12 protein-coding genes and 1 pseudogene are annotated in these 14,732 nt (G+C 70.2%); 9 read left to right on the forward strand and 4 right to left on the reverse strand.

The genetic code is table 11. The features are described from left to right. Positions 1 to 48 precede the first annotated feature (48 nt). Complete coding sequence (locus AB4Z09_RS20325) at positions 49 to 1,260, forward strand: AI-2E family transporter (RefSeq protein WP_254622960.1); 1,212 nt, start codon at positions 49 to 51, stop codon at positions 1,258 to 1,260. On the opposite strand, the gene AB4Z09_RS20330 is transcribed toward AB4Z09_RS20325, so the two are convergent. Beyond that, entirely contained in the window at positions 1,257 to 4,238 is a 2,982-nt protein-coding gene (locus tag AB4Z09_RS20330) for an AAA family ATPase (RefSeq protein ID WP_442240545.1), read from the reverse strand. The two genes, AB4Z09_RS20325 and AB4Z09_RS20330, sit on opposite strands and share 4 nt — an antisense overlap. After that, positions 4,235 to 5,431, reverse strand: coding sequence for a metallophosphoesterase family protein (locus AB4Z09_RS20335; protein ID WP_174908972.1), 1,197 nt, complete (start codon positions 5,429 to 5,431; stop codon positions 4,235 to 4,237). Before AB4Z09_RS20335 ends, AB4Z09_RS20330 begins: the two co-directional genes overlap by 4 nt. Before the next feature lie 173 nt (positions 5,432 to 5,604). Between AB4Z09_RS20335 and AB4Z09_RS20340 the strand changes: the two genes are divergently transcribed. After that, on the forward strand, positions 5,605 to 6,546 hold the full coding sequence (locus AB4Z09_RS20340; protein WP_442240546.1) for a DUF6542 domain-containing protein: 942 nt from the start codon (positions 5,605 to 5,607) through the stop codon (positions 6,544 to 6,546). A gap of 67 nt (positions 6,547 to 6,613) precedes the next feature. On the opposite strand, the gene AB4Z09_RS20345 is transcribed toward AB4Z09_RS20340, so the two are convergent. Continuing rightward, positions 6,614 to 7,618 carry a 4-hydroxy-3-methylbut-2-enyl diphosphate reductase gene (locus tag AB4Z09_RS20345; protein ID WP_114718332.1) on the reverse strand — a complete coding sequence of 335 codons (1,005 nt, stop codon included), beginning with the start codon at positions 7,616 to 7,618 and terminating at the stop codon, positions 6,614 to 6,616. 110 nt (positions 7,619 to 7,728) lie between these two features. On the opposite strand from AB4Z09_RS20345, the gene AB4Z09_RS20350 reads away from it, so the two are divergent. From AB4Z09_RS20350 to AB4Z09_RS20360, 3 genes are read left to right on the forward strand one after another with little or no spacing between them, the layout of a single operon-like run. Further along, on the forward strand, positions 7,729 to 8,343 hold the full coding sequence (locus tag AB4Z09_RS20350) for a lipid droplet-associated protein (protein WP_114718331.1): 615 nt from the start codon (positions 7,729 to 7,731) through the stop codon (positions 8,341 to 8,343). Then, entirely contained in the window at positions 8,340 to 9,602 is a 1,263-nt protein-coding gene (xseA, locus tag AB4Z09_RS20355; protein ID WP_442240547.1) for an exodeoxyribonuclease VII large subunit, read from the forward strand. Before AB4Z09_RS20350 ends, xseA begins: the two co-directional genes overlap by 4 nt. A 6-nt stretch (positions 9,603 to 9,608) precedes the next feature. Then, positions 9,609 to 9,842 (forward strand): exodeoxyribonuclease VII small subunit, encoded by a 234-nt coding sequence (locus AB4Z09_RS20360; protein WP_114718329.1) that lies wholly within the window; start codon positions 9,609 to 9,611, stop codon positions 9,840 to 9,842. Between the two features lie 31 nt (positions 9,843 to 9,873). Here AB4Z09_RS20360 and AB4Z09_RS20365 read toward each other — a convergent pair whose 3' ends face one another. Next, positions 9,874 to 10,494: a DUF4245 domain-containing protein gene (locus AB4Z09_RS20365; protein WP_442240548.1), complete on the reverse strand. Its 621-nt coding sequence runs from the start codon at positions 10,492 to 10,494 to the stop codon at positions 9,874 to 9,876. A gap of 131 nt (positions 10,495 to 10,625) precedes the next feature. On the opposite strand from AB4Z09_RS20365, the gene glpX reads away from it, so the two are divergent. The 4 genes and pseudogenes from glpX to AB4Z09_RS20385 all read left to right on the forward strand — a co-directional run bounded on the left by glpX (position 10,626) and on the right by AB4Z09_RS20385 (position 14,481). Beyond that, positions 10,626 to 11,666: a class II fructose-bisphosphatase gene (gene glpX / locus AB4Z09_RS20370; RefSeq protein ID WP_114718328.1), complete on the forward strand. Its 1,041-nt coding sequence runs from the start codon at positions 10,626 to 10,628 to the stop codon at positions 11,664 to 11,666. 97 nt (positions 11,667 to 11,763) lie between these two features. Continuing rightward, complete coding sequence (locus AB4Z09_RS20375; RefSeq protein ID WP_442240549.1) at positions 11,764 to 13,173, forward strand: class II fumarate hydratase; 1,410 nt, start codon at positions 11,764 to 11,766, stop codon at positions 13,171 to 13,173. A gap of 208 nt (positions 13,174 to 13,381) precedes the next feature. Then, positions 13,382 to 14,059 (forward strand): annotated as a pseudogene (locus AB4Z09_RS20380) (serine hydrolase); the annotation flags it as partial. Next, positions 14,056 to 14,481, forward strand: a complete 426-nt coding sequence (locus tag AB4Z09_RS20385; RefSeq protein WP_442240550.1) for a limonene-1,2-epoxide hydrolase family protein — start codon at positions 14,056 to 14,058, stop codon at positions 14,479 to 14,481. The pseudogene AB4Z09_RS20380 and the gene AB4Z09_RS20385, both read left to right, overlap by 4 nt. The last annotated feature ends 251 nt before the right edge of the window (positions 14,482 to 14,732 follow it).

A 14,732-nucleotide genomic window follows, 5' to 3' on the forward strand; every position in this document is an offset into this window, starting at 1 on the left:
CGACCTGTGAGCGCCAAGAAGACCGCCCAGCCCACCGCGCGCCCGCGCATGCGTGATCGTGGCGAGGTGATCGGGGCCGGCGGATTGTGGCTGGCGAAGTGGTCGCTGTGCATCGCCGCGATCGCCGTCGGAGCGCTGGTGCTGGGCTGGATCCTGCAGAAGCTGTGGGTGATCGTCCTGCCCGTGCTGCTCGCGATCGTCGTCTGCACCGTGCTGTGGCCGCCCACCCGTGCCCTCACCAAGCGCGGCGTGCCCCCGGCCGGCGCGGCAGCGATCACGCTGCTCGTCTTCTTCGGCCTCTTCGGCGGCGTCGTGGCTCTGGTCGTGCCGTCGGTGGTAGACCAGGCCCCGGAACTCGCGAACAAGGCGACCCAGGGCATCCAGCAGGTTCAGGACTGGCTCAAGGGTCCGCCGATCAACCTGCAGGACGAGCAGATCGACACCGCGGTCCACGCCATCACGGCCAAGGTGCAAGAGAGCGGCACCGCGATCGCCTCGGGCGTGTTCAGCGGCGTCACCACCGCCGGATCGATGATCGTCACGCTCGGCCTGGTCCTGGTGCTGGCGTTCTTCTTCGTCAAGGACGGCCCGCGATTCATCCCGTGGCTGCACAGCGTGGGCGGTGGCCGGGCGGGACGGCATCTCGAAGAAGTCCTCGGCCGGATGTGGGACACCCTCGGCGGCTTCATCCGCACCCAGGCCCTCGTGAGCCTCATCGACGCCGTCTTCATCGGCGCGGGACTGCTGATCCTCGGTGTGCCGCTCGCCCCGGTTCTCGCGATCCTCACGTTCATCGGCGGCTTCATCCCGATCGTCGGTGCCTTCGTCGCCGGCGCACTCGCCGTCCTGGTCGCGCTCGTGGCCAACGGCGTGACCACCGCGCTGATCGTGCTCGCCATCATCATCGCGGTCCAGCAGATCGAGGGGAACGTGCTGCAGCCGGTGCTGCAGAGCAAGAGCATGAAGCTGCACGCCGTGATCGTGCTGCTGGCGGTCGCGGCCGGCAGCTCGCTGTTCGGCATCGTCGGCGCATTCCTCGCCGTGCCCGTCGCGGCCGTCGGCGCGGTGGTCATCCGGTACCTCGGTGAGCAGATCGACCACCGCCTCGAGGACGACGCGCTGCTCGACGCCGCCGAGGCGACCGCCGACGGCACCGCCACCGCGAACCCGGAGCCGGCGCCGGAGGAACCGAGCCCGCTCCAACCGGCACTCCCGAGCGGGAACTCCTCGGGGCCGACAGCGGAGTCCGCGCAGAGTTAGCCGGCGATCATCTCGACGGTGGACCCGGTCCGGCCCCGCACCACGTGCAGCCGGCTCGGGATCCGCTGCCGCATCTCGTCCACGTGGCTGACGATGCCGACCACGCGGCCGCCCTCGCGTAGTTCGTCGAGCACACCCATCACCAGGTCGAGGGTGTCGGCGTCGAGGGTGCCGAAGCCCTCGTCGATGAACATCGTGTCGAGCACCACACCGCCGGACTCGGCGGCCACGACGTCGGCGAGACCGAGTGCCAGCGACAGCGACGCGAGGAACGACTCGCCACCCGAGAGCGTCTTCGCCGAGCGGACGACGCCGGTGTAGTCGTCACGGATGTCCAGGCCCAGCCCGCCGCGGCGGCCACGCGAACCGGCCTCGTCGGAGTGCACGAACTCGTAGCGTCCGGCCGACATCCGGCGCAGCCGCACCGACGCCGACACCGCGACCTCCTCGAGCCGAGAGGCCAGGACGTACGACCGCAGCGACATCTTGCGCGAGTTCTGGCCGCGCCCCTCGACGACGTCGGCCAGTCCGGCCAGCTCGTCGTGCTGCGCCAGCACCGGCCCCAGGCCCTTCATCGCGGCCGCGAGTTGGGTCGTCAACCGCTCGACGTTGGTGCGGCGGGTCTCCGCCTCGGCCACCACCGTGGCGGCAACCTCCACCGCCGTCGCGGCCTCGAGCGCCGTCGCTTCCGGCACCGACGGGTCCACCGGGTCGAGGGCCGCGATCGCCTGGACGTCGGGTTCGGACAGCACCGCGTTGGCGGCGACGAGCCGGTCCCGGGCCGCGGTCAGGACCGCATCGATCTGCTCGATCCGCGCCGCGGGCCGCACCGCCGCAAGCGCCTCGGCCAGCGAGGCGAAGCCGGCGTCGGCCGCTGCCGTTTGTGCCCGGTCCGACAGTTCACGTGCGGCGGTGTCGAGCGTGGCGGCGCGATCGCGGGCGTCGAGCAATTCGGCGGCCCAGGTCGCGAGGACATCAAACCGCTCCCGCCGGGCCGGCACGCTCCGATCGGTCCCGGCAGCCTCCACCATCCGGTCGCGCATCCGGCGGACCTGTTCGTCGGCGGACTCGATGCGCGTCTCGAGCGCGGTGCGCTCGTTGTCCACCGCGCGCGACTGTTCTTCCAACTGCACACCGCGGGAACGCAGTTCGTCTACCGCACCGGTCGCCCGCGCGAGCCTGGCCGCTGCGTCCCGCGCGCGCTCGACGTCGGCGGTCGCGACAGCATGCGCCTGCCGCAGCGCGTCACGGTCCCCGTCGCCGCCACGCTGGATCAGCAGATCCGCGGTCCGTTCGAGCTGGGTGACCCGCTCGGTCTCCGCCTCGAACGCGGCGGCGGCCTTCTGTTCGGCGACCCGTGCGGCGTCCTCGTCGGTCTTGGTGACGGTGGAGTCGCCGGGACGCGCGGGCTCGGGATGCTCGACCGAGCCGCAGACCGCACACTTGTCGCCGTCGACCAGTTCCGCGGCGAGCTCGGCAGCCATGCCGGCGATGCGCCGCTCCCGCAGGTCGAGCAATCGGTCCCGAGCGTCCTGGTGGCGGGTCCTGGCGTTCGCGGCGCCCTGGCGTCGTTCGCCCAGGGAGGCGCGGGTCGACATCAACTCGGTCGCCGCGGCCGCGGCGTCCGCGGCGCGGGCGCAGGTCTCCTCCAGGGCCGGCAGTGCCGCCTGCGCATGCTCGGCGGACCGCACCGCCTCCTCCGCCGCGCGCAGTTCCTCCGGCCACTGCACGCGGGCGCTCGCCAGCTCCTGCGCGCGGCGGGACAGCTCGACGCCGCGGCCACGCATCGCCTCCAGATCGCGACCGAGCTGATCGGCGGTCCGGGCCTCCGCGAGCAGGGCGTCCAGGCGGACCACCTCCGCGGTCCAGGCCCGCGCCTGCGCCCGGATCGTGTCCCGGTCCGTCTCGGTCTGCGGCCACGACAGCGGGGCGACCAGACCGGCACCGTCCGCGGATGCGCTCAGGCCGTCGGCGAAGGCACGGGCGCGCGAGACCGCGGTCTCGGCGTCCCGCGCGGCGGACTCGGCATCCGCGGCGACGGCACCAACGGCGGCGGCGCGACGTGCGCGGTCGACCTCGGCGGCGAGTTCGTCACGCTCGGCTGCACCCGACTCGAGCTGCGCCAGTTCGGCATTCGCGCGGGCCCGTCGAAGCTGGAGGTCGTGCACGCGACGTGACTCGGCGGCGGCAGCGCGCGCCTTCTCCTCGACCGTGCGGGTACGTGCGAGTTCCACCGACGCCAGGTCGACCGTCTCGGCGGCCTGCTCCAGCAGTTTCCTCGACCAGCTCAGTGGGTCGCCTTCGGTGCCCACCTCGATGCCCGCGGCGGTCGAGACCCGCGCCAGCAGCAGGTCCACCTGCTTGCGATGCTCCTCGACCCGGGCCGCGCTGGCCCGCCGCCGGTCCACGAACCACTGCTCGACGGACTTGAACCGAATGGTGTCGAACAGTTTCTCGAGCAGCTTGCCGCGGTCCTCGTTGTCGGCCCGCAGGAACTTCGCGAACTCCCCCTGGGGCAGCAGCACCACCTGGAAGAACTGATCCGAGGTCATCCCCAGCAGCCGCTCGACCTCCCGCGCGATGTCGGGGATCCGGGACAGGTTCTCGCCGTTGCCGTCCAACCACTCGAGCGTCGCCTTCGCGTTCTCCGTGATGGTTCCCGCGCCGCGCTTCTTGGCTCGCTGGTACTCGGGCGAGCGGGTGAGGCGCAGCCGGCGTCCCCCGATGGTCGCCTCGAGCCGGACGGTCGGCACCGAGCCCTCCGGCGCATGGTCCGACAGCAGTCGCTTGCCGTCCTTGCGGGCGCCGGGCACCGTGCCGTACAGCGCGAACGCCACCGCGTCGAGGATCGTCGTCTTGCCCGCGCCGGTCTGGCCGTGCAGCAGGAACAGTCCGTCCGAGCCGAGCTCGTCGAAGTCGACCTCGACGGTCCGGGCGAACGGCCCGAACGCGCTCACCTCCAGGTTGTGCAGCCTCACGCCGAGACCTCCATCGCGTCGGCGCGCGGGGCGCCGCCGGACACCGACTCCTCCGGCGCAGTGGAACTGCGCAGCGCCTGCTCGAGCAGGCGCACCTCCCCCACCGTCGCGCCGCTACGGACATCGGAGACGAAGCTCTGCGCCACCTCCAGGTCCGAGCGCCCGCGCACCCGGTCACGGTACTTGAGCTCCGGATTTCCTTCGGGGCGTTGCCATTCCATGTGCACGGCATACGGGAACCGGGTCTGCAGGGCGCGCATCGCGTCGACCGGCCGGAGCGGATCGGTGAGCACCGCGGAGACGTAGTGCTCCTCCGCGGATGCGAACGCCGCGTCACTGAGCAGTTCGTCGAGCGTTCCGACGAGCTGGCTGAGCCCCCGCACGACCGGCAGATCGATCCGCTCCACCGCGGCGAGCCCGTCCGCGTCGACGTCGACCAACCACACCGACTTGCGGTGCGAGCGCTCCCCGAACGAGTACGGCAGCGGCGAGCCGCTGTAGCGGACGTGCTCGGCCAGCGTCTGCGGCGAGTGCAGGTGCCCGAGTGCGACATAGTCGACACCGTCGAACGCGGACGCCGACACCGTCTCGACGCCACCGACCGAGATCGAGCGCTCCGAGCCGGTCGCCTCGCCGCCGACGACGAAGGCGTGGGCGAGCAGCACCGAGCGCAGCCCCGACGCATCCGCTCTGCGCGTATCGAGATCCGCGCGGACGCGGGCCATCGCGACGTCGAGGATGTCGGCGTGCGAACGCGCGTGGGGCGCGTCGAGTTCCACTCGTGTGATCTCGGGCTCGAGGTAGGGGATGCCGTAGAACGCGACCGGGCCGTGCTCGTCGTCGAGCAGCACCGGGGTATCCAACTCCCCCACCCGGGTCAGGAGGTGCAGGCCACCGGCCGCCGCGAACGCCGCACCCGCGCCGAGGCGCACCGGCGAGTCGTGATTACCCGATGTGGCGACAATCACCGCGCCGGCTGCCCGGATCGCCTCGAAGCCCCGGTTGCAGACCGTGACCGCGTCCGCACTCGGGATCGAACGGTCGTACACGTCACCGGGGACGACCACGACGTCGACATCGCGCGCGGTGACCGTCTCCGCGATCGCATCGAGCACCCGCGCCTGGTCGTCGAGCAGGTCGACGCCGTGGAACGTGCGACCGATGTGCCAGTCGGACGTGTGCAGGATCCTCATGCCGCAAGACGGTAGAGCACACCGCCGACACCACGCCGATGTGGACGTGGCAGTCTCGGCTGTGTCACGAGGATGCTCGAGTGCCGGCCGGCAGCCTTCGCATCGGCCGATTTCTCGGCTTCCGACGGTCCCGCCAACGAATCAACCCGACCGTTAGCGACTACTGTCGAAGTGTGTCCGCAACCCAACGTGCTAGATCCGGGGTGCCGCTCGACCAGAGATCGGCCCTCCCCACCATTCCCGGCATACCCGCCTGGGGAGCTGTCGCAGTCGCCGCTGGGTTGACCTTCCTCGGCTTCGCATTCGACGGTATGTCGGGCAACGAGCTGACCTCGACCTTCTCGACGATGTACTTCCTCGGGTGTGTGCTGGCGGTCCTCGCCGTCCGCCAGCGAGGATTGTTCACCGCGGTCGTGCAGCCGCCGCTGCTCCTGTTCGTCGCGGTGCCGATCGGTCAGCAGGTGCTCACCGACAATGCCGGCACCGGACTCAAGGACCTCGCGTTCAACGTCGCGATTCCGCTGGTCAACCGCTTCCCGTTGATGCTGGCCGCCACTGTCGTGGTGGCGCTGATCGCCGGCGCCCGGACGTTCCTCGTCCAGCAGAGCAAGAGTGCACCCGCTCGTTCCCGTGGTCGGCGGACGTCCGCCCGTCCCGCCCGCACCGAGGCGCGCACGGATCGCCGCGACGAGCAGGCCCCCGCCGCCCGCCGTTCGCGCCCCCGCCGTGATGCCCGTGAGCCCGACCGCGAGCCCATCCGTGATCCTCGCGTCTCGCGCCCGTCCCACGACCCAGCCACGGCGCATGCGCCGTCGTACAGCAGCACCTACGCGGGCCCCGACCAGCGTCGCGGACGCGAGGGGTATCACGACCCCGTTCCCCGCGAGCCGATTCGTCACGAGCCGATCCGCCGGGAGCCGGTCTATCGCGACACGGCACGCAGGGAGAACGCGCGTCGCGACAACGTGTACGACGAGCCGATCGCCAGGAACCGCGAGCCCCTCGATCGCGATCCGATCCCGGTCCGCACGGCCCGCCCGGTGGCAGATGCCCCCGCGCACCCGATGCCGCAGGTCCGCTACCGCCAGCGCCGCGAACCCCCGATCGATCAGTAGCCGAAACCGAAAGACCGCCCCGGGACGAAACCTCGTCCCGGGGCGGTCTTCGTTCGTTGGGTGGCCGCTATGCGCGGGCGGCCCGCAGCTCACGCGGCAACGCGAACACGAGCGTCTCGTTGGCGGTGGTCACCGGCTGTACGTCGTCGAAACCGTGCTCGGCGAGCAGGTCGATGACGCCTCGGACCAGGATCTCCGGTACCGAGGCACCCGACGTGATGCCGACCGTGCGGACCCCGTCGAGCCACGCGAGGTCCACCTCACGGGCGTAATCCACCAGATACGCGGCCCGGGCGCCCGCACCGAGCGCGACCTCGACCAGGCGCACCGAGTTCGACGAGTTCCGCGAGCCGACGACGATCACCAGATCGCATTCGGGGGCCATCGCCTTGACCGCGACCTGACGGTTCTGGGTGGCGTAGCAGATGTCGTCGCTCGGCGGATCCTGCAGCTTCGGGAACTTCTGCCGCAGGCGCTCGACGGTCTCCATGGTCTCGTCGACCGACAGCGTCGTCTGCGACAGCCAGATCACCTTGTCCTCGTCGCGAACCGTGATCGAGTCCACCGAGTCGGGACCGTCGACGATCTGCACGTGCTCGGGTGCCTCACCGGCGGTGCCCTCGACCTCCTCGTGACCCTCGTGGCCGATCAGCAGGATGTCGTAGTCGTCGCGGGCGAACCGCTTGGCCTCCTGGTGCACCTTGGTCACCAGCGGGCACGTCGCGTCGATGGTGTGCAGGCTGCGCTCCGCGGCCGCCGCATGCACGGCCGGGGACACCCCGTGTGCGGAGAACACGAGTACCGAGTTCTCGGGCACCTCGTCGGTCTCGTCGACGAAGACGACGCCCCGCTCCGCGAGCGTGTCCACGACGTGCCGGTTGTGCACGATCTCCTTGCGCACGTAGATCGGAGCACCGTGCTTCTCGAGTGCCTTCTCGACCGTCTCGACCGCGCGGTCGACGCCCGCGCAGTAGCCACGCGGCTCGGCGAGAAGGATCCGCTTGCCCGCACCGGCCGCGTCGGAACCCGCAGATCGTGCGATACCCAGATTGAGAGGAACTGCCGAAGACATGACCCCAGCCTACGGGGCAGGTCGTCGCCCACCCCCGCAGCACACGGCCACTCGCCGACGTTCGGTCCCGTCAGCTACCAAATAGCGCCATCGTGAGGCAGGCTGTTTGCATGATCCGTCCCCCGTTCGTGGCGCGCGTCGCCGCCGGAATGGCCATCACGGCCTACGAAGAGGCGCTCAAGCTGCCGTCCACGGCCGTGACACTGCCGATGACCGCGGTCAGCCAGGTCCTGCAGACGACGATGCGGATGCAGCAGTCCATGACTGCGCTCGCGATCAAGGGCGACCAGGCGTTCTGCCTGCTCAACCGAGCCGAGGAGGAACCGTCGTGGGCGGTGTTCGACGAGGACCACACCTCCGACTTCGACACCGACGGTGAAGTCGATGTCGACGACGACCGGCCCGCGGCACCGGGCAGGTTCGCGCTGTACTCGATGACGCCCGCCGACAACGGCGACGCGGGGGAACCGGCGTCGAACCCGGCGGCCCCCACCGCGAAGACGACCCCGGAGAAGACGACCGACGATTCCGACGAGATCCCGGTTCCGGAGATCGCCGAGGAACTCGACTACGCGGCGCTGACGCTCGCCCAACTGCGCTCTCGCCTGCGGTCGCTGTCGGTGGAGGATCTGACGACGCTGCTCGAGTACGAGGAGCGCACCGCGGCCCGGGCGCCGTTCCAGACCATGCTCGCCAACCGCATCACCTCCGCCAAAGCCAAGTGACTTCCGCGCGCCCCGCCTCCGCCGCCAGCGGCCCGTCGCCCAGCACGGCCGAACAGCCCTGGCCGGTCCGGACCGTCTCCACCAAGGTCGCGCAGTGGATCGATCGACTCGGCAGTGTGTGGGTCGAAGGTCAGATCACCCAGATCAACGCCAGGCCGGGGACACGGACCGCGTTTCTCGTCCTGCGCGATCCGTCGGTCGACATGTCGTTGTCGGTGACGTGCTCGCCGCAACTGCTGCGGGACGCCCCCGTACCACTCACCGAGGGCAGCCGGGTGGTGATGTTCGGCAAGCTGTCGTTCTACACCGGCCGCGGCAGCGTCTCGCTGCGGGTGACGGAGATCCGCGCGGTCGGCATCGGCGAACTGCTGGCCCGGATCGAGCGGCTGCGCGCGCTGCTGGCCGCAGAGGGCCTGTTCGACCCGCGGCTCAAGCGTCCGCTGCCGTTCCTGCCCGGCACGATCGGCCTCGTAACCGGACGGGCCAGCGCTGCCGAACGGGACGTGCTCAGCGTTGCCGAGCGCCGCTGGCCGGCCGTGCGGTTCGAGGTTCGCAACACCGCCGTGCAGGGCCCCACCGCGGTGCCGCAGATCATCGAAGCGCTCGAGGAACTGGACCGCGACCCACGCGTGGACGTGATCATCCTCGCCCGCGGCGGCGGCAGCGTCGAGGATCTGCTGCCGTTCTCGGACGAGACGCTGTGCCGCGCGATCGTCAAGTGCACCACCCCGGTGGTGAGCGCGATCGGCCACGAACCGGACAGCCCGCTCAGTGACCACGTCGCCGATCTGCGGGCGGCCACGCCCACCGACGCCGCCAAGCGGGTCGTGCCGGACGCCGTCGCCGAGCAGGCACTGGTGTCCGATCTGCGGCAGCGGAGCGCCGCCGCACTGCGGAACTGGGTGCAGCGCGAGTCTCATCTGGTCGCGCAACTCCGCAGCCGCCCGGTACTCGCCGACCCGCTGCAGGCCGTCGACCGTCGGGCCGAGGAAGTCGAACGGTTGCGTGACGCCGCGCGCCGGGACGTGACGCGCGCGATCGCCACCGAGTCGACCACCGTCGAACATCTCCAGGCCCGACTGACGACCCTCGGGCCGGCCGCGACCCTCGCGCGGGGCTACGCGGTGGTCCAGCGGGTGTTGGGGGACGCCGAACCCGAGGTGCTGCGGTCGGTGGACGACGCGCCGCCGGGAACGCAGATTCGAGTCAGATTGGCAGACGGCGCCGTCCGTGCCGCCGTGATGGGAAGAGAGTCCTGAGCAACCATGAGCAACTCTGATGTCGCCGAACTCGGCTACGAGGCGGCCCGGGACGAACTGGTCGTCGTCGTGAAGACCCTCGAGCTGGGTGGCCTCGACCTGGACGAATCGCTGGCGCTGTGGGAGCGCGGCGAGGCGCTGGCGAAGCGCTGCGAGGAGCATCTCGCCGGTGCCCGCAAGCGGGTCGAGGACGCGCTCGCCCACTCCGACAACGCGGCAGACGCGACCGACGACGACTAGCCGACAGCGGTGTCTGCCGCGAGCCGCGGTCCTAGCGCTGCAACGGCTCGACGCCGCTGATCGCGGTCGCGAGCTGTGTGAAGTCTTCCGCCGGGGCCGGCCCGGTGACAAGCACGCGGGCGTCTCCGAAGTCGGAGATCCAGATCGCCTCGGAGTCACCGTCGTCGAACACGTCCCACGTGCGGCCGCCGATCTGCTCGGTGCCGGTCTGGATGCGCGGCTCCCCGGCGATGAACGGGACCAGTGCCTCGACGGTGGCATCACTCTGGGTCAGCTGGATGTAGCGGCCGACCTCGGTGATGAACCCGATGTTGTTCGAGTCGCCGCCACCGTCACCGGAGACGATGCTCCGGCTGCCCGAGTTCGGGGTCCAGCCCTCGGGGATCTCCGGCTGCCGGATCGGGAACCCGAGCTCGCGGGAGTCGTACTTGAACGCGGCGTCGGCGTCGAAGCTGGGGATCGGACCCGGCTTGGGGCCACCCGGGCTGAACGAGCACTGGCTCGCGATTGCCGCGATCAGCAGACACGCCAGGACGAGCGGGATGAGCGACCACGCCATGTCGTGGCCGTTCTGCAGAATGCGGGGCTTCTTCTCTGGCACGGTGTCCAGTATTCCTGTTCCGCCGTCGAGGTGGCCCAGCAGCCCACTCATCGTGGGGGTTCTGAAAGAATCATCTCGAGATTCGTCCACCGAATCGACGGCACGGCCGCACTGCGGTCGGCCGTCCCATCGTGTCGGCCACCACATCGCGCCGACCGTGACTGCAGCAGGAGGCACTGCCCATGACGGCCAGCACCCCATCGAGTCGCCGCGAGGCCCCCGACCGCAACCTCGCACTCGAGTTGGTGCGCGTCACCGAGGCGGGCGCCCTGGCAGCCGGCCGGTGGGTCGGACGTGGCGACAAGGAGGGTGGCGACGGCGCCGCCGTCGACGCGATGCGTGAACTCGTCTCCTCCGTCTCGATGAACGGCGTCGTCGTCATCGGTGAGGGCGAGAAGGACGAAGCGCCGATGCTGTACAACGGCGAGCACGTCGGCAACGGTGACGGCCCGGACTGCGACTTCGCGGTCGACCCGGTCGACGGCACGACGCTGATGTCGAAGGGCATGCCGAACGCGATCTCCGTGCTCGCGGTCGCCGAGCGCGGCGCGATGTTCGACCCGTCCGCCGTGTTCTACATGGAGAAGATCGCGGTCGGCCCCGAGGCCGCCGACGTCATCGACATCAGCGATCCGATCGCCGAGAACATCAAGCGCGTCGCCAAGATCAAGAAGGCGTCGGTCTCCGACGTCACGGTGTGCATCCTGGATCGTCCGCGCCACGCCGAGCTGATCCAGTCGGTCCGCGACACCGGTGCGCGCATCCGCCTGATCTCCGACGGCGATGTCGCCGGCGCCATCGCCGCGGCCCGCCCCGAGTCCGGCACAGACATGCTCGTCGGCATCGGCGGCACCCCGGAGGGCATCATCGCCGCGGCCGCAATGCGGTGCATGGGCGGTGTCCTGCAGGGCAAGCTGGCCCCGAAGGACGACGAGGAGCGTCAGAAGGCGATCGACGCCGGCCACGACCTGGACCGCGTGCTCGTCACCGAGGACCTCGTCTCCGGCGAGAACGTCTTCTTCTGCGCGACCGGTGTCACCGACGGTGATCTGCTGCGCGGCGTCCGCTACTACGGCGGCGGCGCGTCGACCCAGTCGATCGTCATGCGCTCGAAGTCGGGCACGGTCCGCATGATCGACGCCTACCACCGCCTCGAGAAGCTGAGCGAGTACTCGGCCATCGATTTCCAGGGTGTCGACGGAGCCATCCCGCCGTCGTTCTGACGGGTTCTCCTGCAATACACCAGCTGAAGGGTCCCTTCGTGCGCTGCGAGCGCACGAAGGGACCCTTCGGCCGTTGTGGCGGTGGCAAGCTGGGTCCATGACCGACAGCACCGATCCCCAGTTCCGCATCGAGCACGACACGATGGGCGAGGTCCGCGTCCCGGTCGACGCGCTGTGGCGCGCGCAGACGCAGCGGGCCGTCGAGAACTTCCCGATCTCCGGCCGCGGCCTCGAACGCGCACAGATCCGCGCGATGGGTCTCCTCAAGGCCGCCTGCGCACAGGTCAACAAGGATCTCGGGCTACTCGAACCGCAGAAGGCGGACGCGATCATCGCCGCTGCCGCCGAGATCGCCGACGGTCGCCATGACGACCAGTTCCCGATCGACGTGTTCCAGACCGGCTCGGGCACCAGCTCCAACATGAACGCCAACGAGGTCATCGCGAGCCTCGCCGCGAACGCCGGCGTGACCGTGCACCCCAACGACGACGTCAACATGTCGCAGTCGTCCAACGACACCTTCCCCACCGCCACGCACGTCGCCGCCACCGAGGCCGCCGCCAAGGACCTCGTGCCCGCGCTGGATCACCTGCGGCTCGCCCTGTTCGACAAGGCCACCCAGTGGAAGACGGTGGTCAAGTCCGGCCGTACGCATCTGATGGACGCCGTCCCGGTCACCCTGGGTCAGGAGTTCGGTGGCTATGCCCACCAGATCGAGGCAGGAATCGAGCGAGTGCTCGCGACGCTCCCCCGCCTGGGTGAACTGCCCATCGGCGGCACCGCCGTCGGCACCGGGCTCAATGCGCCCGACAGGTTCGGCCCGCTCGTCGTCGCCGAACTCGTCCGCAGCACCGGGCTGGACGCCCTGACCCCGGCCCGCAACAGTTTCGAGGCGCAGGCCGCCCGCGACGGCCTGGTCGAGGCGTCCGGCGCGCTGCGCACCGTCGCGGTGTCCCTGACGAAGATCGCCAACGACATCCGCTGGATGGGGTCGGGGCCGCTCACCGGTCTCGGCGAGATCCGGCTGCCCGACCTGCAGCCCGGCAGTTCGATCATGCCCGGCAAGGTCAATCCCGTTCTGCCCGAGGCGGTCACACAGGTCGCGGCCCAGGTCGTCGGCAACGACGCCACCGTCGCGTGGGGCGGCGCCGCGGGCGCGTTCGAGCTCAACGTCTACATCCCGGTGATGGCCCGCAACCTGCTCGAGTCGTTCCGGCTGCTGGCCAACGTCTCCCGGCTGTTCGCCGACCGCTGCATCGTCGGATTGGAGGCGAACGAGGAGCACCTGCGCACTCTCGCGGAGTCGTCGCCGTCGATCGTCACCCCACTCAACTCGGCGATCGGCTACGAGGAGGCGGCCGCGGTCGCCAAGCAGGCGCTCGGGGAGAAGAAGACCATCCGCCAGACGGTGATCGACCGCGGACTGATCGGCGACGGGCTGACGGAGGCCGAACTGGATCGGCGGCTCGATGTACTCGCCATGACGAAGGTGGAGCCCACCGAGTAGACCGAGGCCCGCGGATTCCCCCGCGGTGCACGGCGCACCGGCCTACCATCCGACTGGAGAGAAGGGCCCACCATGCGCGTATTCCGTCGCGGTGCACTCGCGGTCGCGGTCGTGTCGGTGCTGGCGACCGCATGCAGTTCCGCTCCGAACGAGAATACGGCGGCGCCTCCGCTGTCCGAGGCCTCGGTGGCCGACGCCGTCGCGCAGCCTCGAGCGACGACGACTGCTGCCGCTCGAACCGTTCCGGGATTCCTACGCCTACACCAACTTCGGACTCACAGCGGCCGTGGGTCACATGAAGGTCGACGGCAAGTACGCCGCGCAGGCGGTGCGCGAGCCCGACGCCCAGTCCCCGGCCGGCGGCGTCAGCTCGTCGGTCACCGATCTCACCGCGTGGCTGAAGATGCTGCTGGCCGACGGGCAGGTCGACGGGAGGCAACTGATTCCCGCCGAGGCGCTGCTGCCGGCGATCTCCCCGCAGAGCGTCTCGTCGCCGCCCACCGGCCCGGACGCGCGCGCCGGCTTCTACGGGTTCGGGTTCAACGTCGGCACGAGCCCCGCCGGACGGGTCACGCTCAGCCACTCCGGGGCCTTCTCGCTGGGCGCCGCCACGAACTTCGTCGCGATCCCCTCCGCCGACGTCGAGATCGCCGCCCTCACCAACGCGGCGCCGGTCGGCGTACCGGAGACTCTCACCGCCGAATTCGCGGATCTGGTGCAGTTCGGCGAGATCCGGGAGGACTGGACGGCGCTGTACAAGGAGAAGTTCTCCGAGTTCGACGCCCCGGAAGGATCGATCTCCAAGGCCACCTTCACCGGGAACACCGTCGTGCTCGAGTCCTTCGACACCGACCACCTCGGCACCTTCACCAGGAGTGCACCATGAACACGACATCGGACGCCGACCGCCGCGACGCTGCCGTCCGAGTGGTCGAGGACTTCTTCTCGGCACTCGCCGACATGGACGTGGACCRCGCCGTCGCACACCTCACGGACGACATCGTCTGGCAGAACCGGACACTGCCGACGCTGCGCGGCCTGCCCGCGGTGACCCGGGCGCTCGCGTTCGCGAATCGCCCGGCGTGCCGATTCGACGCCGTGATGCACCACGTCGCGAGCGACGGCGACACCGTGCTCAGCGACCGCACCGACACGCTCTACATCGGGCCGCTGCGGTCCACGTTCTGGGTGTGCGGGACATTCGAGCTGCGCGACGGCCGGATCGCGCTCTGGCGGGACCGCTTCAGCTGGGGCAACCTCGCCGTCGGCACCGTGACGGCGACGGCCCGCTCCCTCCTTCGGCGGTAGCGATCCGAAGTGCAGCCCTCGACCGGTACCGGCTCGACCGGTGAGTTCGGCGGCAGTGCATGCAGATTCGGACAACCCACTGAATCCTGACGTCTTCGGCCAAATTTCCGATTAACGCTCGAAGTCGGCAATCGCGTCGATATCCTCCGCCGGGCGCGGCTTCACGCGCCGATTCCAACCGTCCGAAGGAGTGTTCGTTGGCAAGGATTGCACGACTTCTCACCGGCGCAGTCGCGTCGGCAGCGGTACTG

Origin of the sequence: Rhodococcus sp. TAF43 (genome assembly GCF_052113525.1) — a bacterium.
In the GTDB taxonomy this organism is placed as follows: Bacteria; Actinomycetota; Actinomycetes; order Mycobacteriales; family Mycobacteriaceae; genus Prescottella.

What these genes read in the sequence shown, in the direction of transcription:
- AB4Z09_RS20325 (WP_254622960.1), top strand. Translation starts at nt 49, where the DNA reads ATGCGTGATCGTGGCGAGGTGATCGGGGCCGGCGGATTGTGGCTGGCG.
- AB4Z09_RS20335 (WP_174908972.1), bottom strand. Translation starts at nt 5,431, where the DNA reads ATGAGGATCCTGCACACGTCCGACTGGCACATCGGTCGCACGTTCCAC.
- AB4Z09_RS20345 (WP_114718332.1), bottom strand. Translation starts at nt 7,618, where the DNA reads ATGTCTTCGGCAGTTCCTCTCAATCTGGGTATCGCACGATCTGCGGGT.
- AB4Z09_RS20350 (WP_114718331.1), top strand. Translation starts at nt 7,729, where the DNA reads ATGATCCGTCCCCCGTTCGTGGCGCGCGTCGCCGCCGGAATGGCCATC.
- AB4Z09_RS20360 (WP_114718329.1), top strand. Translation starts at nt 9,609, where the DNA reads ATGAGCAACTCTGATGTCGCCGAACTCGGCTACGAGGCGGCCCGGGAC.
- AB4Z09_RS20365 (WP_442240548.1), bottom strand. Translation starts at nt 10,494, where the DNA reads ATGAGTGGGCTGCTGGGCCACCTCGACGGCGGAACAGGAATACTGGAC.
- glpX (WP_114718328.1), top strand. Translation starts at nt 10,626, where the DNA reads ATGACGGCCAGCACCCCATCGAGTCGCCGCGAGGCCCCCGACCGCAAC.
- AB4Z09_RS20375 (WP_442240549.1), top strand. Translation starts at nt 11,764, where the DNA reads ATGACCGACAGCACCGATCCCCAGTTCCGCATCGAGCACGACACGATG.